Origin of the sequence: Pseudorhodoferax sp. Leaf267, assembly GCF_001422405.1 — a bacterium.
Lineage (GTDB): Bacteria > Pseudomonadota > Gammaproteobacteria > Burkholderiales > Burkholderiaceae_C > Pseudorhodoferax.
Genome location: NZ_LMMV01000005.1, coordinates 111,295 through 128,386, shown reverse-complemented (window position 1 = coordinate 128,386; position 17,092 = coordinate 111,295). Strand labels below are relative to the sequence as shown.

The window sequence follows — 17,092 nt, the reverse complement described above, 5'->3', positions numbered from 1 at the left end:
ACGGCGGGTCGTTTCTATAATGTACGGACTGTACGGAAACGACACTATGACGCTGCACACAGTGGGACTGGAACAAGGCCGCAACACCTTGCCTGAACTGGCCTCGCGTGCCCATGCCGGCGAGCCCAGCCTGTTGACGCGGCATGGCAAGCCCTATGCGGCCATCGTCTCGGCCGACATGCTGGCCAAGTCGCGGCCCAGGGCGCGTTTCCTGGCGCTGCGTGGCAGTGGCAAGGGGCTGTGGGGCACGTCGCCGGCTGCCACCGTGGCAGACCTGCGCGACGAATGGTCTTGACGTGGCGGCCAGGAAGACCGCGAGCCGCTCGGCGGCTTCCGAGCGATGGGGTGGTCTCGGCCAGGGCGATCTGGTCGTGGTGGATTCCGCGCCGCTGATCTACCTGCTCGACGACCACCCTGTACTCGCGCCGCAGTTCGCAGGCCTGTTCGAGGCCTACGAGCAAGGCGCGCTGCACATCGCCATCTCGACCATGGCCGTGGCCGAGGTGCTGGCAGGCCCGTTCAAGCACGGGCAGGATGCCCTGGCCAAGCGCTATGAGAAGACGTTGTCCGGATTCGAGGTGGTGCCGGTGTCGCAGGAGATCGCAGTGACTGCTGCCCGGCTGCGCGCTGGCAGTGGCTTGCGGCTACCGGACGCTCTGCAGGCCGCGACGGCGCTGGAGATCGGCGCGGTGGCGTTGGTCACGCACGACCGCGACTTCTCTCGATTGACGGGCCTGCGCGTGATCCTGGGCCCCGCCGTCTGACGCGGCTACAACAGCCGCGCCAATCGCGCCTGCGCCGTCAGCTCGCCCCGGAAATCCGGGTGCGCAACCGCGATCAGCTCCTGCGCGCGCTGCTTGGCCGACTTGCCGCGCAGCTGCGCCACGCCGTACTCCGTCACGACATAGTGGATGTCGTTCTTGCTCGTGCTCACATGCGTGCCGGGCGAGAGCGAGGGCACGATGCGCGAGATGGTGTCGCCCTTGGCCGTTGAGGGCAGCACGATGAAGGCTTTGCCGCCGCGCGAGCGGTTCGCGGCGCGCACGAAATCCGACTGCCCGCCCGTGCCCGAGAACGGCGCGTGGCCCAGACTCTCCGAGCCGCACTGGCCCAGCAGGTCGATCTGCAGCGTGGCGTTGATGGCGACCAGGTTGTCGTTCTGGCCGGCCAGCAGCGGGTCGTTCGTGAAATCGACCGGGTGCATCTCCAGCGCCGGGTTGCGGTGCATGTACTGGTACAGCTTGCGCGAGCCGAGCGCGAAGGTGGCAATCGTCCTGCCCGGCAGGTAGTTCTTGCGGCTGTTGTTGACGGCGCCGGCCTCGATCAGCGTCAGGATGCCGTCGCCCAGCATCTCGGTGTGGATGCCCAGGTCGTGCTTGTGCGCGAGCTGCATCACCACCGCGTCCGGAATGCCGCCGTAGCCGATCTGCAGCGTGGAGCCATCGTCGATGCGCTCGGCCACGTACCGGCCGATGGCCTCCTGCACCGGGCCGATCTTGGGCAGGCCCACCTCCAGTACCGGCTCGCTGCTCTCCACCAGCGCCGCCACCTGCGAGATGTGGATGCGGCAGTCGCCATTGGCAAATGGCACGTTCGGGTTCACCTCCAGCACCACGGCGCGCGCCTTGGCCACGGCCGCCATCGTGTAGTCGGCGCCCAGGCTCAGCGACAGCCAGCCGTCGTCGTCCATGGGCGAGGCCATGCTGAACACCACCTCGGCCGGGATCAGCCCGCGCGCGATCTGCGCCGGGATCTCCGAGAAGTAGTTCGGGATGAAGTCGATCCAGCCGGCCTGGCCACCAGCCCGCGTGGCGCCGCCGAAGAACAGCGCCACGTGCCGCACATGCTGAGTGGTCTCGGGGTCGATGTAGGCGTACGGGCGCATCGCCAGGATCTGCGCGACCTTCACATCCAGGAAGTCGCGCCGCTGCTCGGACAGTGCCGTCAGCAAGGTCGGCGGCTCGCCGACGCCGGTCGGCACGATGACCATGTCGCCGTTGCGCACGTGGCGCACGGCCTGCGCGGCCGTAGTGCGCTTGTCTCGGTAGAGGGCTTGGTGTGACATGCGCGGATGATGCCGCGTTCTCCTGGCCGAGGCTACGCGGGATCACCCGGCTGCAGCCGCGCGCGCAGTGCCCGCACGGCGCTGTCCACCGTGGTCAGCACCGGCAGGCCGCTGGCCTGTTCGCAGGCGGCCCGCGCGCGCGCGAGGCTGAACTGGGCCAGCGCGATGCGCGTGCAGCCGCGCGCGGCCAGGGCCCGGGCCTGCGCCGCGACCAGTGCGTCGTGCGTGGCGCCGTCGCCCGCATGCAGCGCCTCCAACGCGCCCTCGGCCAGCGCCAGTTCCAACGGCACCGATGCAGGGAATTCCGGCGGCATGGACTGCAGCGTGGCTGCGAAGCTCGCGATCAGCCCCAGCTTGCCCTGGCCCTGTGTGGCCTGCGCCACCATGGCCTCGTTGGGCTTGAGCACCGGGAGCGCTGCATGTCGGCGCGCCACGGCCTCGATGCACGGGCCGAAGGCCGAGCAGGTGAACAAAATGCCGTCGGCGCCCGTGTCCACCGCGTACTGCGCCAGCCGCTCGAAGCGCGCGTGCATGGCCGCGTCCAGCCCCCGGCCGCCGGCGGCCAGGTCGGCCGACAGGCTGTCGTCCAGCAGGTTCATGCGCTGGGCCTCGGGCCAGTCACGCACGAAGGCCGCGTTGATCGGTTCGACCGAGTGCGAGAGGGCGTGGATCAGGGCGATGCGTGGCATCAGATGCCTTTGGAAGAAGGGTTGGCAAAGGCGTCGCGCGTCTCGGCGTTCAGCGGGTAGTTGATGTTGGCACCTTCGGGCGGGATCGGCGCCATGAACCAGCGTGCGACGAGCGATGTCCATGTTGGCGAGCAGGGCGCAGAGGGGGCGGGACATGGGCACTGCTGTGCGCGCCGGGGGGGGGGTCAGCGCGTGACGGCGGCGATGGTCTCGGCCAGCAGGCCGGCGATGCGCTCCAGCTCGGCGCGTGAGGCGATGAAGGGCGGCGCCAGCAGCACGTGGTCGCCCTGCCGGCCGTCGACCGTGCCGCCCATGGGGTAGACCAGCAGGCCGCGCGCCATGGCGTCCTTCTTGATCTGCGCGTGCAGCTTGCGGGCGGGGTCGAACGGTGTCTTGCGCGCGCGCTCGGCCACCAGCTCCACGCCCCAGAAGAAGCCGCGGCCGCGGATGTCGCCCACGTGCGGGTGCTCGCCCAGCGCCTGGCGCAGCAGTGCGCTGAAGTGTTCGCCGTCGCTGCGTACCTTGGCCAGCAGGCCGTCGCGCTGGATCACGCGCTGCACGGCCAGCGCCGCCGCGCAGGCGACCGGGTGGCCCAAATAAGTGTGGCCGTGCTGGAAAAAGCCGCTGCCGCGCGACATGGCCTCGACGATGTTCTTGTGCGCCAGCACCGCGCCCACGGGCTGGTAGCCGCCGCCCAGGCCCTTGGCGATGGTCACGAGGTCGGGCACCACGCCCTCCTGCTCGCAGGCGTACAGCGTTCCGGTGCGGCCCATGCCGCACATGACCTCGTCCAGGATCAGCAGCACGCCATGGCGGTCGCAGACCGCGCGCACGGCCTGGAAGTAGCCCGGCACCGGCGTCAGCACGCCGGCCGTGGCGCCGCCCACGGTCTCGGCCACGAAGGCGATCACGCGGCCCGGGCCCTGGGCCACGATGGCGTCTTCCAGCTCGCGCGCCAGGCGCTGGCCGTATTGCTCGGGCGTCTCGTCCTCGCGCTGCTCGCGGTAGGGGTAGCAGGGCGCGACATGCGTGGCCGGCACCAGGATGGTCGCGAACGGCTCGCGTCGCCAGGCGTTGCCGCCCACTGCCAGCGCGCCCAGCGTGTTGCCGTGGTAGCTCTGGCGCCGCGCGATGAAGTGCGTGCGCTGCGGCTGGCCGATCTCCACGAAGTACTGGCGCGCCATCTTCAGCGCGGCCTCCACGCCCTCGGAGCCGCCGCTGACCAGGTACACCTGTTCCAGCCCAGCCGGCGCGCTGCGCACCAGTTCGTCGGCCAGCTGCTCGGCCACCTCGCTCGTGAAGAAGCTGGTGTGCGCGTAGGCCAGCCGGTCGATCTGCGCGTGCATGGCGGCGACCACGTCGGGATGGCCATGGCCCAGCGCGGAGACGGCGGCGCCGCCCGAGGCGTCCAGGTAGTCGCGGCCCTCGGCGTCGCGCAGGTAGAGGCCCCGGGCCGAGACGGCGACGGGCGGGGTGTGATGCAGGTGGCGGTGGAAGATGTGTGTCATGCGGTCATGCAGCGTGGAACGGGCTTGGAACAAATGATCTGTTTAAATTATTGGGTGGATCAAATGTTCCGTCAACATGGGCGCTGGGCCGCTGCCGGTAACATTTGTTCCATGACCATCCAGGACCGGCTCCGCCAGCGCTTTGCCGAACTCAGCCCAGCGCTGCAGCAGGTGGCGCGCTACCTGCTCGACCACCCGGCCGAGGTGGTCACCAGCTCAATGCGCCACATCGGCGTGCAGTCCGGCAGCACGCCGGCCACGCTGGTGCGCTTTGCGCAGCACCTGGGCTTTGCGGGCTGGCCGCAGCTCAAGGCCGCCTTTGTGGCCGACATGGGCCTGGGTGGCGCCACCTATGGCGCGCGTGCGCAGCAGCTGGTGGGCCGGGCGCGTCAGGGCGATCTGGCCGGCGAGATGTTCGCCGTGCAGCGCCGCAACCTGCAGGCCACGCAGGAGCAGAGCGCGGCGCGGCTGGAGGCGGTTTGCGCGCTGCTGGAGAAGGCGCCCGCCGTGCATGCCGCGGGGTTCCGGGCCTGCTTTCCGATCGCGTTCGCCTTCGTCTACCAGTACCGGCTGTTCCGGCCCACGGTGCATTTGCTGGACGGGCAGGGCGGGTCGCTGGAGATGCAGCAGCGCGCGCTGGCCAAGGGCGATGTGCTGCTGGTGGCCAGCTTCGCGCCGTATTCGCGCGAGGCGGTCCAGGTGGCCGAGGCCGGCCGAGCCGCGGGTTGCCGCATCGTCGCGCTGACCGACAGCGCGGCCTCGCCGCTGGCGCTGCTGGCGCACGAGCTGCTGCTGTTCACGATCGCGAGCCCCTCGTTCTTCCCGTCGGTTGCGGCCGGCCTGGCGCTGACGGAGGCGCTGGTCGAGCTGCTGGCCAGCCGCGCCGGCAAGGCTGTGGTGCGACGCATCGATGAGGCCGAGCGGCAGCTGTTCGAATCGGGCGCCTACCTGCAGGCGCCCACGCCGCGCGGCGGGTAGCCCTCAGCCCGTCAGCGCGCGCAGCCGCTCGACCTCGGCCTGCAGATCCTGCGCCCAGGTGCGCCGGTCGCGGCCCACGTGCCGCTCGGGCGTGCCCACGTGCACATGGGCCACCAGTTGGGCAGCGCCCAGCGTGCGCCAGACCGAGCCCACCAGCGTCTCGTCACCCACGAAGCTGGGCGCGAAGCTGGTCGGGCCGCGCACACCATCGGCAAAGCGCAGCGCCAGCGGCTGGATCGGCACGTCGGCGCTGATGGCGGCCTGCACCAGGTTGGCGTGAAAGGGCAGCAGCGTGCGGCCGTCGCCGGTCGTGCCCTCTGGGAAGATGGCCACCACGTCGCCGGCCGCGAGGCGGTCGCGCATGTGGTGTACCACGCGCATGGCGTCGCGCCGCGAGGCACGCTCGATGTACAGCGTGCCGGCGCCGGTGGCCAGTGCGCCCACCAGCGGCCAGTGCTGCACGTCGGCCTTGGAGACGAAGCGGCAATAGCCGGCCGCGTGGATGACCACGATGTCCAGCCACGAGATGTGGTTGGCCACCAGCAGCACCGGGCCGGCCGACAGCGGCGCGCCGTTCACCTGCAGCCCGATGCCGGACAGCGACAGCACGCCCGCGGCCCAGCGCTGCACGGCCTGTTCACGCTCCAGCGTGCTCCAGCCCGGAAAGCGCGTCTTGATCGTCCACAGCCCGCGCACGCCGTGCGCCAGCAGGCACAGCAGCCGCCACAGCGCCCGCGCGTGGCGCATGCCTCAGGCGGCGTCGAACGCCACGTGGCCGCCGACCAGCGTCCAGCGCACGCGGCCGGGCAGCTCGTAGCCGGTGAAGGCCGTGTGCTTGCCCTGGCTGCGCAGTGCCTCGTCGGCCACCGTCCAGCGCGCGGCGGGGTCGAACACGCAGACGTCGGCGACACCGCCTTCCACCAGCTGGCCGATGCTGGCCTGCAGGGTGCCCAGCGCGCCGCCCAGCACGGCGGCTGGCGCGGCGCTGACGGTGGCCAGCGTGCGCGCCATCGGCACGCCCTGTTCCTCGCCCCACTTGAGCGCCAGGCTCAGCAGCAACTCCACGCCCGTGGCGCCGGGCTCGGCCTCGGCGAAGGGCAGGGTCTTGGCGTCGGCGTCCACGGGCGTGTGGTCGGAGACCAGGGCCTGCACCGTGCCGTCGGCCAGCGCGGCACGCAGGGCGTCGCGGTCGCGCTGCTGGCGCAGCGGCGGGTTCACGCGCGCGCGGCTGTCGAAGTAGCCGATGTCCTGGTCCGTCAGGTGCAGCGAGTTGATGCTCACGTCGCAGCTGACTTTGAGGCCGGCTGCGCGCGCCTGGCGCACGAGCTCGATGCCGGCCGCGCTGGAAATGCGCGACAGGTGTACGCGCGCATCGGTGGTCTTCATGAGCTCGAAGATGGTGTGCAGCGCAATGGTTTCTGCCGCCACCGGCACGCCCGACAGGCCCATGCGCGTTGCCAGCGGGCCGCTGGCGGCCACGCCCTTGCCCAGGTCGCGGTCCTGCGGGCGCAGGTGCACGGTGAGGCCGAAGGTGCTGGCGTATTGCAGCGCGCGCTGCAGCACCTGGATGTTGGCCAGCGGCACCTCAGCCTGGCTGAAGCCCACGCAGCCGGCTTCGGTCAGCTCGACCATCTCGGTCAGCACCTCGCCGGCCAGGTTGCGCGTCAGCGCGCCCAGCGGGAACACGCGGGCCTGGTGCAGCTTCTCGGCGCGCGACTTGAGCATCTCCACGAGGCCGGGCTCGTCCAGCACCGGGTCGGTGTCGGGCGGGCAGACCAGGCTGGTCACGCCGCCGGCCACGGCCGCGGCCATCTCGCTTTCCAGCATGCGGGCATGCTCATGGCCGGGCTCGCGCAGCCGCATCGACAGGTCCACCAGGCCGGGCATCACGATGCAGCCGGCAGCGTCCAGCGTGCGGTTGGGCTTGAACTCGGCGCTCACCTGGCCGATGGTGAGGATGCGGCCGGAGCCGATGGCGATGTCGCAGGTGGTGTCCAGGCCCGAGGCCGGGTCGATCACGCGGCCACCGCGAATGAGTGTCTTCATGACGATTCTCTCGAGCGAGCGTTGTCGAATTTGTTGCGCGGCCTCACGCAGGCTGCGGCCAGAAGGCGGGGGACACCGCGGAACCGGCTTTGCCGGGCCGCTGGTGTCGCTCCCTTGAGGGAGGATTCGGCTACACGAAGTGAGCAAGAAACGAGGGTGGACCCCATGTTCATGCTTCATTCCCTGCGACGATGCCCATCACGGCCATGCGCACCGCGATGCCGAAGGTGACCTGCGGCAGGATCACGCTCTGCTTGCCGTCCACCACGGCCGAGTCGATCTCCACGCCGCGGTTGATGGGGCCGGGGTGCATCACGATCGCATCCGGCCTGGCCAGCGCCAGCTTGTCGGGCGTGAGGCCGAAGCTCTTGAAGAACTCCTGGCTGGACGGCAGCAGCGCGCCGCTCATGCGCTCGTTCTGCAGGCGCAGCATGATGACCACGTCGCAGTCCTTGATGCCTTCTTCGAGCGTGTGGCACACGCGCACGCCCATCTGCGCCAAGTCGTTCGGCACCAGGGTCTTGGGGCCGACCACGCGCACCTCGGCGCAGCCCAGCGTGGTGAGGCCGTGGATGTCGGAGCGCGCCACGCGCGAGTGCAGCACGTCGCCCACGATGGCCACCGTGAGATTGCTGAAATCCTTCTTGTAGTGGCGGATGGTGTACATGTCGAGCAGCCCCTGCGTGGGGTGCGCGTGCCGGCCATCGCCTGCGTTGATCACATGCACATGCGGCGCCACGTGCTGCGCGATGAGGTAGGGCGCGCCCGATTCGCTGTGCCGCACCACGAACAGGTCGGCCGCCATGGCCGAGAGGTTGGCGATGGTGTCCAGCAGCGACTCGCCCTTGGCGGCCGAGGAACGCGCGATGTCCAGGTTGATCACGTCGGCCGACAAGCGCGTGGCCGCGATCTCGAACGTGGTGCGCGTGCGCGTGCTGTTCTCGAAGAACAGGTTGAAGACGCTCTTGCCGCGCAACAGCGGCACCTTCTTCACCTCGCGGTCGTTCACGCTCACGAAGTTGGCGGCAGTGTCCAGGATCTGCGTCAGGATGTCCTTGGGCAGGCCTTCGATGGAGAGCAGGTGGATCAGCTCGCCGTTCTTGTTCAGCTGCGGATTTCTGCTGGCGAGCATGGTCAGCCCTCGATCTTGAAACTGAAGGCGCCGTCGTCGGCACGCGCGAGTGCCAGCGATTGGTTCGCCGGCAGCGTGACGCGAGCCGCCGCGAAATCGGGCTGGATCGGCAGTTCACGCGAACCGCGGTCCACCAGCACGGCCAGGCGCACGCTGGTGGGCCGGCCGTAGTCGAACAGCTCGTTGAGCGCCGCGCGGATGGTGCGGCCCGTGTACAGCACATCGTCCAGCAGCAGGATCTGCGCGCCCTGCACGTCGAAGGCCAGCGTGGTCTTGTTGCCGCTGCCGCCCACCATGCCGCGCTGCGCGAAGTCGTCGCGGTGCATGGACGACGAGATCGTGCCGGGCTGGCCGCTGCGCTGCAGGTCGGCCTGCAGGCGCTCGGCCAGCCACACGCCGCCGGACGCGATGCCGACCAGTTGCGTCTTAGGGGTGCACAGCGGGCGGATGCCGCGCAGCAGCTCGGCGTACAGCGCCTCGGCGTTCAGGGTCAGGGTGCTCATGTCAGTGGCGCCCGGCCGCCCGAAGGCACTGACGGCCCTGCAGGCCGCGCCGGGGCTTGCGCCCCGGCCCCTCGCCAGGCGCGAAAGGTCCACCGGACCTTTCGTGTCCGGGCTCGGCCCCCTTGGGGGGCAGCGATACGCGAAGCGATGAGCGTGGGGGTTGTGTCATGGCAGGGCTCGTAAAAACTGTTCCAGGATGATGCAGGCCGAGGCGGCATCGGCATCGCGCGCGCCTTCGCTCAGGGCCTCGGTCGTGCTGTAGCGCTCGTCCACCTCGTAGACGGGCTGCTGCAGGCGCGCGCGGAGCTGGCGGCCGAAGCGCTGCGCGCGCGCCGTGTTCTCGTGTGCGGCGCCGTCGGGGTGGTAGGGCACGCCGATCACCAGCGCGTCGGGCTGCCATTCGCGCACACGGGCTTCGGCGGCGGCCAGCCGCGCCGCGGCGCCCTCGGCCTTGATCGTGGCCTGCGGCGTGGCCGTGCGCGTGAGCCTGTTGCCCACCGCGACACCGGTGCGCTTGGTGCCGTAGTCGAAAGCCAGAAACGATTGGAAATGCGAAGGAACGGCCGGTGTGTCGACGGGAATGCTCACGCATGCCCCGCTTCAGGCGACAGCATCCACGACTGCAGGCCCAGCAGCAGCAGGGCACGGTCGTAGCGCTCGGCGATCGGCGTGTCGAAGATGACGGCCGTGTCGGCCTCCACCGTGAGCCAGCTGTTCTCGGCCAGCTCCGATTCGAGCTGGCCCTCGCCCCAGGCTGCGTAGCCCAGCGAGACCAGCACCTTCTTGGGGCCGGCGCCGGTAGACAGCGCCTCCAGCACGTCCTTGGACGTCGTCATCTCCAGCCCGCCCGGGATGGTCATGGTCGAGGCATAGATGCTCTCGCCCTCGTCGGGTGGCGTGGCGACCACGGCCTCGTGCAGCACGAAGCCGCGCTCGGTCTGCACCGGGCCGCCTTGCAGCACGGGGCTTTCCGACAGGTCGGCGCGGCGCAGCGGCAGGTCCACCTTGTCGAACAGGTTTTTCAGGTTGATGTCACTGGGTTTGTTGATCACCAGGCCCAGCGCGCCGCGGGCGCTGTGCTCGCACAGGTAGACCACGCTGCGGGAGAAGGTCTCATCCTCCAGCCCCGGCATCGCGATCAGGAAATGATGCGTGAGGTTCATCGGCGCAGAATCTGAGCTCATTCCCGAATTTTAACGGCGTGCTGCCGGCCCAAATCCCCCAGCTGATGGACAAGAAGTACCCAACCGGTTTGATGTGGTTCCGGCGCGACCTGCGCGCCCATGACAACGCGGCGCTCTACCACGCGTTGCGCTCGTGCAGCCAGCTGCACTGTGTTTTCATCCTGGACACCGACATCCTGGACGACCTGCCACGCGCCGACCGGCGCGTGGAGTTCATCCTGGCAGCGTTGCAGGAGCTCGACACCGCCCTGCGCCGCCTGGCCGGCCAGCCGCATGCGGGGCTCATCGTGCGCATCGGTTCCGCGCGCGATGCCATCCCCGCGACGGCGCAGGCGCTGCATGCGCAGGCGGTGTTCGCCAACCACGACGACGAGCCCTTCGCGCTGGCCCGCGATGCGCGCGTGCGCGGCGACCTGGCCGGCATGGGCATCGCGCTCGTGACGAGCAAGGACCATGTGATCTTCGAACGCAGCGAGGTGCTGACGCAGATGGGCCGGCCCTACAGCGTGTTCACGCCGTACAAGAGTGCCTGGCTGAAGAAGCTCGAGCCGTTCTACCTGTCGTCCTACCCCGTGGATCGCCATGCCCAGGCGCTGGCGCCGCGGCCCGAGGGCGACCGCAAGGCCGTGCCGGGCCTGGCCGACATCGGCTTCGAGGCGACCAACCTGCGCGAGCTGAAGATCCCGCTGGGCGCCAGCGGCGGGCTGGAGCTGTTCGAAGAATTTTTCGAGCGCATGGACCACTACCACGTGGCGCGCGACTACCCGGCCGTGAAGGGGCCGAGCTACCTGGGCGTGCACCTGCGTTTCGGCACGGTGTCGATCCGCCAGCTGGCGGGCACGGCGCAGCAGCTGTCCCTTCAGGGCATGCAGGGCGCCAGCGTGTGGCTGTCCGAGCTGTGCTGGCGCGATTTCTACATGCAGATCCTGGCGCACTTCCCGCACGTGGCGAGCTCGGCCTTCAAGCCCGAGTACGACGCGATCAAGTGGGAGCACGGCAAGCATGCCGAGACGCTGTTCGCCGCCTGGTGCCATGGCCAGACCGGCTACCCGCTGGTGGACGCGGCCATGGCGCAGATCAACCAGAGCGGCTACATGCACAACCGGCTGCGCATGGTGGTGGCCAGCTTTCTGACGAAAGACCTGGGCATCGACTGGCGCTGGGGTGAGCGCTACTTTGCCGAGAAGCTCAACGACTTCGAACTGGCCTCCAACAACGGCGGCTGGCAATGGGCGGCGTCGACCGGCTGCGATGCGCAACCCTATTTCCGCATATTCAACCCGGTGAGCCAGAGCGAGCGCTTCGACGCCGACGGCAAGTTTATCCGCCGCTATCTGCCGCAGCTGGCCAGCCTGCCCGACAAGCTGATCCACGCGCCCTGGCGTGCAAGCGAGATTGAGCTGGAGGCGGCGGGTGTGAAGCTGGGCCACGACTACCCACGGCCACTGGTGGACCACGCCGATGCGCGCGAGCGGACGCTCGCGCGCTATGCCGTGGTCAAGAAGCCGCTGGACGCCAAGCCCAAGCGGCGCTGACGGCGGGCCTTACCAGGTCACGCCGTAGTGGTCGTAGACGCGGCGGCCGTATTCGTCGGTGTATTCGGGCGACTCGGCCTTGTCGTAGCGCGGTGCCTGTTCCAGCTGGTCCTGCTGCAGAGGCACAACATAGCCGTCCAGGTTGGTGTCGTAGGTCAGCATGCTCCAGGGGATGGGGTAGCGGTCGGTGCCCATGCCCAGGAAGCCGCCAAACTCCAGCGCGGCATAGCGCACCTGGCCCGAGCGCTTGTCGATGATGAGGTTGTCGATGCTGCCCAGCTTGCCGCCGTCCGGGCTGTAGACGGTGGTGCCTTCGACCTTGTCGGACGAGATGACGGGATTGCCCATGGTGTTCTCCTGTTGGCTGGCCGATCGAGGTGACCGGCCTCAGGATTTCAGTGTGGTCACACCCCGGGCTGGGCGCTGTGGTCGGCGGCGTGGCCCGGCCGTAGGAGCGCGGCCAAACCTGCGTCGGCGCCAGGGCGACAACGCGAACTGTTCGCATCCAGAACCTATACTCGGCGCCCGTTCCGTCGCTTTTCGCACTCCCAGGTCAAGCCGCAGCCAGACCGGGCCGTCGACGGCGCCCCTGTCCTAGTTGCTCCATTCCGTTCGAGGTCTGCTCGTGGCTGCGCGCGCCCCCCTTCCTCTTTATCGTAACGGCCCCTTGCTGTCCCGCATCGTGGCCGCGCTGTTCGGCGGCTATGCGCTGGCGGCGCTCACGTCCGTGGCCACGCTGGCGCTGCCGCTGTCCCGATCCGAGGCCGTGCTGACGGGGATGCTGCTGAGCTTCCTGGTCTATGCCGGCGCGGTGGTCTGGGTGTTCGCCGTGCGCAGCGCGCGCCGGGCCTGGGCGGGCCTGCTGGTGGCGGCCGCGCCGTTGCTGCTGGCGGCTTGGCCGTACTGGCACGGGGCCGCGCCATGAGTGCGAAAGCGCCCGGCCTTCGGCAAACCATGTCGGACCTGCACATCTGGACTGGCCTCTTGGTCGGCTGGCTGCTGTACGCCATGTTCCTGACCGGCACGGTCTCCTATTTCCGCGACGAGATCTCGGGCTGGATGCGGCCGGAGCTGCCTGCGCAGCAGCCGCTGCCCGACGCCGCCACGGTCGCCCAGACCATGGCCGGCGCCATGGCCGCGGCGGCGCCCGGCAGCCCGCAGTGGAGCTTCGGCCTGCCGGATGCGCGCAACCCCACGGTGGACGCGTTCTGGCGCGTGCCTGCCGTCGACGGCCGGCGCGGCTTCGAGCGCGCCACCTTCGATGCGGTGAGCGGCCGCCAGGTGCAGGCGCGCGCAACCGGCGGCGGCGACTTCTTCTACCGATTCCACTTCAACTTCCACTACATGCCGGTGCTCTGGGGCCGCTGGCTGGCGGGCTTTTGCGGCATGTTCATGCTGGTGGCCATCGTCAGCGGCGTGGTCACGCACAAGAAGATCTTCATCGACTTCTTCACCTTCCGCTGGGGCAAGGGCCAGCGCTCCTGGCTGGACGCGCACAACATGCTGTCGGTGTTCGGCCTGCCCTTCCATTTCATGATCACCTACTCGGGGCTGATCACCTTGATGTTGCTGTACATGCCCTGGGGCGGCGACGCGGCATTCAAGAGCCAGGCCGAGCGGCGCGCCATGAATGCCGCGCTCAGCGCGTTCGTGCAGGCCGGCAAGCCCACGGGCCAGGCCGCGCCGCTGGCGCCCGTGGCCGACATGGTGCGCGAGGCCGAGGTGCGCTGGGGCGCGGGCAGCGTGGGCCGCATCACCGTCCACCACGGCGGCGACGCCGCGGCCCGCGTGACCGTGGTGCGCAGCGAGGTCGGCCGCGTGTCGTACAGCCCGCAGTACCTGCTGTTCGACGGAACGACTGGCCAGCTGGTCGGGGCCAAGGACCACGTGGGCCCCGCGGCCGAGACGCGCGGCGTGCTGTACGCGCTGCACCTGGGGCGCTTCTCCGACACCACCACGCGCTGGCTGTACTTCCTCGTGAGCCTGGCCGGCACGGCCATGGTGGGCACGGGCCTCGTGATGTGGACCGTCAAGCGCCGCGCGCAGCTGCCCGACCCGGACAAGCCCTATCTTGGCTTGCGGCTCGTGGAGCGGCTCAACATCGCCGCCATCGCCGGGCTGTCGATCGCGATGGCGTCCTTCCTGTGGGGCAACCGGCTGCTGCCGACCACCATGACCGCGCGCAGCGAATGGGAGATCCACCTGTTCTTCATGGTCTGGGCCGCGACGCTGCTGCATGCCGTGCTGCGGCCCGCCAGGCGCGCCTGGATCGAGCAGCTGTGGGCGGCCACGGCATTGCTGGCGCTGCTGCCCGTGCTCAACGTCTTCACGACCGAGCGGCCGCTGTGGACCAGCCTGGCCCAGGGCGACTGGGCCTTCGCCGGCCTGGAGCTCACGCTGCTGGCGCTGGCCGCGCTGCACGCGACGCTGGCCCTGCGCACGGCGCGGCACCAACCCAAGGCGCGGCCGGCCCGGCGCGCTGCGGCTGCACGCCCCTTGGCGGGCGATGCGGTCGGGGAGGGCGCATGACGCATCTCGCCGTCTTCACGCTGTCGCTGCTGGGCTTTGCGGCGTTGGCGCTGGCCATGGAGCGGCATCAGGAAGATCTGTTCAAACGCCCGTTGCCACGCCGCACCACGCTCGCGCTGCGCAGCGCGGGCTGGGCCGCGCTGCTGCTGGCCCTGCTGGCTGCAGTGCGCGCACAGGGATGGAGCCTGGGGCTGGTGACACTCAGCGGGCACACCAGCCTCTGCGCAGGACTGGTCTCCATCTCTCTCGTCGTGCGCCAGCGCCTGGTGGGCTGACACTTTCACCGCCGCCGGCGGTGGTCGGGAAGGATGCCAAGGGCGGCCACGACAGCGTGGCGCGGGTGGAGTTCTGAACCTGTGATGCCTCTGTGCGGCCTGGTCACGGCGCCATCAACGCCGTTGCCACCGCATGGAACGCCGGAAGCGTCAGCGGATCGTTGCCGGCATTCGCCCCGATCGGGTGCGCCGCGTAGCGCACGATCACCATCTCGGTCTTTGGATCGGCGTAGTTCTCCGAATACCTGACGCCAATCGTCATGTCCATCACCTGGCGCACCGTGGCGTCGCCAGGGCGCTCCGGCGTGGCGCGCCGAAATACTTCTCGTAGACCACGCGGCCTTGGTGCAGCACGAGGATGCCGTCGGTGTAGGTGCGCGTGAGCATCTGGCCGAAGTCCAGTGTCTCGCCGCTGCCCGAAGGCCCTGCGCACCGGCATCGGGTCTGGCCCGGGACCGTGCGCGGGCAAGAAAAAGCCGCCTGCGGCCGGAGGCCGAGGCGGCACCAAATGCCCCGCCCTCTCAGGCGGAGGCCGTCTTCACATCATTCCCACCACACTTCCATCTGCACGCCGAAGGTGTTGTTGTTGCGCTTGCCACCGAAGCCGTAGGAGTTGGCGGCAGCCAGGCGCGCGGCGTTGTTCCAGTTGGCGTGCGTGTAGTAGATGCGGAATTCCGGGCGCGTCCAGAAGTCGGTGTTGGGCGCGAAGGCCACGGCCACCGTGCCCTTGTTCAGCCGGCGGTTGGCTTCGCCGTCCACCTTGCGCTGCGTGGTCGCGATCTCGGCCAGCAGCTTGGTGCGCTTGGCGATGCCGTAGCTCACGCGGCCGCCCAGGCTGAAGTCCTTGATGTCGCCGCCGTCGTCCGGGTCGATGGTCTGGTAGCCGATCAGGGCCTGGCCGCCGAGCTTGCCGAGCTGGAAGTCCACCACGTCCAGGATGCGGCGCTGCTTGGCGCCCCCGAACGAAGTGCCGTCCACGTCCAGCCCGCTGAACTTGCCGCGGATGTCCGAATGGCCCGTGGAGGCCTGCAACATCAGCGAGTTGTTCAGGCCCTTGACGAGGAAGTCCTTCTGGTTGTGCACGATGCCGAGAGCGCCGCCGTCGCTGCCCCTGGCGAAGTCGCCAGAGATCAGGCCCGCGGTCAGCGTGATGCTGCCGCCCGGGTTGGTCGGGATCTTGCGCCACTGCAGGTTCACGCGCTTGGCGTCGTTCACGTTGCCGGCCTTGTTGTCGAACGAGTCCGAGGTGTGCAGCGCCACGTTCAGGGTGCCCACGCCGAACATCGGGATGTCGTCGATGCCGGCGCCGTAGTTGTCGCCGTCTTCCATGACCCAGTTGTCGACGATGTGCACGTCCTGGATGCGGTGGAAGCGCTGGCCGGCCCACAGCGTCGCGCTGTTGTCGAAGATGCCGGTCATGGTGGCGTAGGCCTGGGCCGTTCCGGTGTCGCCGTTGTAGATCTTGGGCATGTAGAACACGCCCCATTTGAGCCCGTCGCCCAGGTCGAAGCGCTTGCCGATGCCGAACTCGATGTAGTGGTCGCCTTCGTTGCCCAGGCGGTACTTGTGCAGATCGCCGCCCAGCGAATAGTTGCCGCGCAGACGGCCCTGGTCCTTGTGGCCCACGTAGAAGCCGCTGCGTGCATAGCCCCAGAACTCCAGGCCGGTCGCGTTGTTGACCTTCTGGACGAATTCTTTGGTGGGGTCGGCCTTGTCCTGGGCCTGGGCCAGCAGGGGAACGGCGCCCAGCAGCAGCGCGGCGGCTGCCGCGGCCGTGCGGGTCAAGGGATGGGTGATCATGGAAATCTCCTCGGATCTTTTTGGGGGATGAGGCCGGCGCGTGCAGGGGCGCCGGCCGGTCGTGACGTCGGTCGGTGGCGGGCGTGGACTGCTTTCGTGGGGGTGTCTCCTTTTCTGTTCTTGTGGGAGAGGCAGCGGTGCGGACGTCAGGGCAGCCGTCGCAGCAAGGCCTCGGGTTGGAGGGCCGTCAGGTCGGGCAGCACCAGGTCGGCCGCGCCCAGCACCTCGGCGCTGCCGATGCCGACGGCGAACATGCCGGCGCTTCGTATGGACTGCACGCCGGCCACGGCGTCCTCGATGCCGATGCAGCGCGTGGGAAACACGTCCAGCGCCTGCGCGGCGGCGAGGAAGGTCTCGGGGTCGGGCTTGCCGCGGGCGATGCGCGCGGCGTCCACCACGTGGTGGAACAGGTGGGCGATGCCCAGGCGGTCCAGCACGGTCATGGCGTTCTTGCTGGCCGAGGCCAGCGCCAGGCCCCAGCCGCCGGCACGCACGGCCTGCAGCGCGTCCAGCGCGCCGGGCAGCAGGTCGGCGGCCGACATGCGGGCCAGCGACTGCACATAGGCGGCGTTCTTACGGTCCGCGAACTGCTGCTTGATGCGGTCGTCGAAGTGGCGTTTGGAGCCTGCCAGCAGCAGCTCCAGCGAGTCCATGCGCGACAGGCCCTTGAGCTTCTCGCCCATCTGCGGATCGAATGGCACGCCGATCTCCAGCGCCAGGTTGTGCCAGGCCTGCAGGTGTTGCGTGGCGGTGTCGGTGATCACACCGTCCAGGTCGAAGATGAAGGCGTGGGTGAAGCGCAAGGTCACGGTGGCGAGCTTTCTTGTGGTGGTGTGGCAGGTGAGAAA

19 protein-coding genes and 2 pseudogenes are annotated in these 17,092 nt (G+C 69.4%); 7 read left to right on the top strand and 14 right to left on the bottom strand.

Annotation, left to right across the window (positions count from 1 at the left end; genetic code table 11):
• Positions 1-46: 46 nt before the first annotated feature.
• Positions 47-295: a type II toxin-antitoxin system Phd/YefM family antitoxin gene (locus tag ASF43_RS10440; RefSeq protein ID WP_056180071.1), complete on the top strand. Its 249-nt coding sequence runs from the start codon at positions 47-49 to the stop codon at positions 293-295.
• Positions 296-371: 76 nt separating this feature from the next.
• Positions 372-764 (top strand): type II toxin-antitoxin system VapC family toxin, encoded by a 393-nt coding sequence (locus ASF43_RS10435; RefSeq protein ID WP_056180068.1) that lies wholly within the window; start codon positions 372-374, stop codon positions 762-764.
• Between the two features lie 5 nt (positions 765-769).
• On the opposite strand, the gene ASF43_RS10430 is transcribed toward ASF43_RS10435, so the two are convergent.
• The 4 genes and pseudogenes from ASF43_RS10430 to ASF43_RS10420 all read right to left on the bottom strand — a co-directional run bounded on the left by ASF43_RS10430 (position 770) and on the right by ASF43_RS10420 (position 4,262).
• A complete protein-coding gene (locus ASF43_RS10430) occupies positions 770-2,065 on the bottom strand; it encodes an acetyl-CoA hydrolase/transferase family protein (protein WP_056180065.1) in 1,296 nt (431 codons plus the stop codon).
• 32 nt (positions 2,066-2,097) lie between these two features.
• Positions 2,098-2,754, bottom strand: a complete 657-nt coding sequence (locus ASF43_RS10425; RefSeq protein WP_056180062.1) for an aspartate/glutamate racemase family protein — start codon at positions 2,752-2,754, stop codon at positions 2,098-2,100.
• Positions 2,754-2,867 (bottom strand): annotated as a pseudogene (locus ASF43_RS30665) (amino acid ABC transporter substrate-binding protein); the annotation flags it as partial. The gene ASF43_RS10425 and the pseudogene ASF43_RS30665, both read right to left, overlap by 1 nt.
• A gap of 72 nt (positions 2,868-2,939) precedes the next feature.
• The gene (locus ASF43_RS10420; protein ID WP_056180170.1) at positions 2,940-4,262 is read right to left on the bottom strand and encodes an aspartate aminotransferase family protein; all 1,323 of its coding nucleotides are present in this window, start codon (positions 4,260-4,262) and stop codon (positions 2,940-2,942) included.
• A 111-nt stretch (positions 4,263-4,373) separates the two neighbouring features.
• Between ASF43_RS10420 and ASF43_RS10415 the strand changes: the two genes are divergently transcribed.
• The gene (locus tag ASF43_RS10415) at positions 4,374-5,240 is read left to right on the top strand and encodes a MurR/RpiR family transcriptional regulator (protein ID WP_056180059.1); all 867 of its coding nucleotides are present in this window, start codon (positions 4,374-4,376) and stop codon (positions 5,238-5,240) included.
• A 3-nt stretch (positions 5,241-5,243) separates the two neighbouring features.
• Here ASF43_RS10415 and ASF43_RS10410 read toward each other — a convergent pair whose 3' ends face one another.
• The 6 genes from ASF43_RS10410 to ASF43_RS10385 all read right to left on the bottom strand — a co-directional run bounded on the left by ASF43_RS10410 (position 5,244) and on the right by ASF43_RS10385 (position 10,105).
• Positions 5,244-5,987 (bottom strand): 1-acyl-sn-glycerol-3-phosphate acyltransferase, encoded by a 744-nt coding sequence (locus tag ASF43_RS10410; RefSeq protein ID WP_056180055.1) that lies wholly within the window; start codon positions 5,985-5,987, stop codon positions 5,244-5,246.
• 3 nt (positions 5,988-5,990) lie between these two features.
• Positions 5,991-7,286: a dihydroorotase gene (locus ASF43_RS10405; protein ID WP_056180053.1), complete on the bottom strand. Its 1,296-nt coding sequence runs from the start codon at positions 7,284-7,286 to the stop codon at positions 5,991-5,993.
• Between the two features lie 169 nt (positions 7,287-7,455).
• The gene (locus ASF43_RS10400) at positions 7,456-8,418 is read right to left on the bottom strand and encodes an aspartate carbamoyltransferase catalytic subunit (protein WP_056180049.1); all 963 of its coding nucleotides are present in this window, start codon (positions 8,416-8,418) and stop codon (positions 7,456-7,458) included.
• A 2-nt stretch (positions 8,419-8,420) separates the two neighbouring features.
• Positions 8,421-8,921 carry a bifunctional pyr operon transcriptional regulator/uracil phosphoribosyltransferase PyrR gene (gene pyrR / locus ASF43_RS10395; protein ID WP_056180046.1) on the bottom strand — a complete coding sequence of 167 codons (501 nt, stop codon included), beginning with the start codon at positions 8,919-8,921 and terminating at the stop codon, positions 8,421-8,423.
• Positions 8,922-9,086: 165 nt separating this feature from the next.
• Positions 9,087-9,509, bottom strand: coding sequence for a Holliday junction resolvase RuvX (ruvX, locus tag ASF43_RS10390; RefSeq protein WP_056180043.1), 423 nt, complete (start codon positions 9,507-9,509; stop codon positions 9,087-9,089).
• The gene (locus ASF43_RS10385) at positions 9,506-10,105 is read right to left on the bottom strand and encodes a YqgE/AlgH family protein (RefSeq protein WP_056180040.1); all 600 of its coding nucleotides are present in this window, start codon (positions 10,103-10,105) and stop codon (positions 9,506-9,508) included. Before ASF43_RS10385 ends, ruvX begins: the two co-directional genes overlap by 4 nt.
• Before the next feature lie 44 nt (positions 10,106-10,149).
• Between ASF43_RS10385 and ASF43_RS10380 the strand changes: the two genes are divergently transcribed.
• Positions 10,150-11,640: a deoxyribodipyrimidine photo-lyase gene (locus ASF43_RS10380; protein WP_056180037.1), complete on the top strand. Its 1,491-nt coding sequence runs from the start codon at positions 10,150-10,152 to the stop codon at positions 11,638-11,640.
• A 9-nt stretch (positions 11,641-11,649) separates the two neighbouring features.
• Here ASF43_RS10380 and ASF43_RS10375 read toward each other — a convergent pair whose 3' ends face one another.
• Positions 11,650-11,988, bottom strand: coding sequence for a PRC-barrel domain-containing protein (locus tag ASF43_RS10375; protein WP_056180036.1), 339 nt, complete (start codon positions 11,986-11,988; stop codon positions 11,650-11,652).
• A gap of 319 nt (positions 11,989-12,307) precedes the next feature.
• Between ASF43_RS10375 and ASF43_RS10370 the strand changes: the two genes are divergently transcribed.
• Genes ASF43_RS10370 through ASF43_RS10360 form a run of 3 tightly spaced genes read left to right on the top strand, consistent with a single transcriptional unit; the run spans position 12,308 to position 14,444 of the window.
• Positions 12,308-12,565 carry a DUF3649 domain-containing protein gene (locus ASF43_RS10370; RefSeq protein WP_235578209.1) on the top strand — a complete coding sequence of 86 codons (258 nt, stop codon included), beginning with the start codon at positions 12,308-12,310 and terminating at the stop codon, positions 12,563-12,565.
• Positions 12,566-12,594: 29 nt separating this feature from the next.
• Complete coding sequence (locus tag ASF43_RS10365; protein WP_235578208.1) at positions 12,595-14,169, top strand: PepSY domain-containing protein; 1,575 nt, start codon at positions 12,595-12,597, stop codon at positions 14,167-14,169.
• Positions 14,166-14,444 (top strand): DUF3325 domain-containing protein, encoded by a 279-nt coding sequence (locus tag ASF43_RS10360; RefSeq protein ID WP_056180027.1) that lies wholly within the window; start codon positions 14,166-14,168, stop codon positions 14,442-14,444. Before ASF43_RS10365 ends, ASF43_RS10360 begins: the two co-directional genes overlap by 4 nt.
• Positions 14,445-14,652: 208 nt before the next feature.
• Here the strand turns inward: ASF43_RS10360 and ASF43_RS29800 are convergent.
• The 3 genes and pseudogenes from ASF43_RS29800 to pgmB all read right to left on the bottom strand — a co-directional run.
• Positions 14,653-14,861, bottom strand: a pseudogene (locus tag ASF43_RS29800) (6-aminohexanoate hydrolase); the annotation flags it as partial.
• A gap of 126 nt (positions 14,862-14,987) precedes the next feature.
• Positions 14,988-16,244 carry a carbohydrate porin gene (locus tag ASF43_RS10355; protein ID WP_056180023.1) on the bottom strand — a complete coding sequence of 419 codons (1,257 nt, stop codon included), beginning with the start codon at positions 16,242-16,244 and terminating at the stop codon, positions 14,988-14,990.
• A 146-nt stretch (positions 16,245-16,390) separates the two neighbouring features.
• Positions 16,391-17,053: a beta-phosphoglucomutase gene (gene pgmB / locus ASF43_RS10350; protein ID WP_235578207.1), complete on the bottom strand. Its 663-nt coding sequence runs from the start codon at positions 17,051-17,053 to the stop codon at positions 16,391-16,393.
• Positions 17,054-17,092 lie beyond the last annotated feature (39 nt).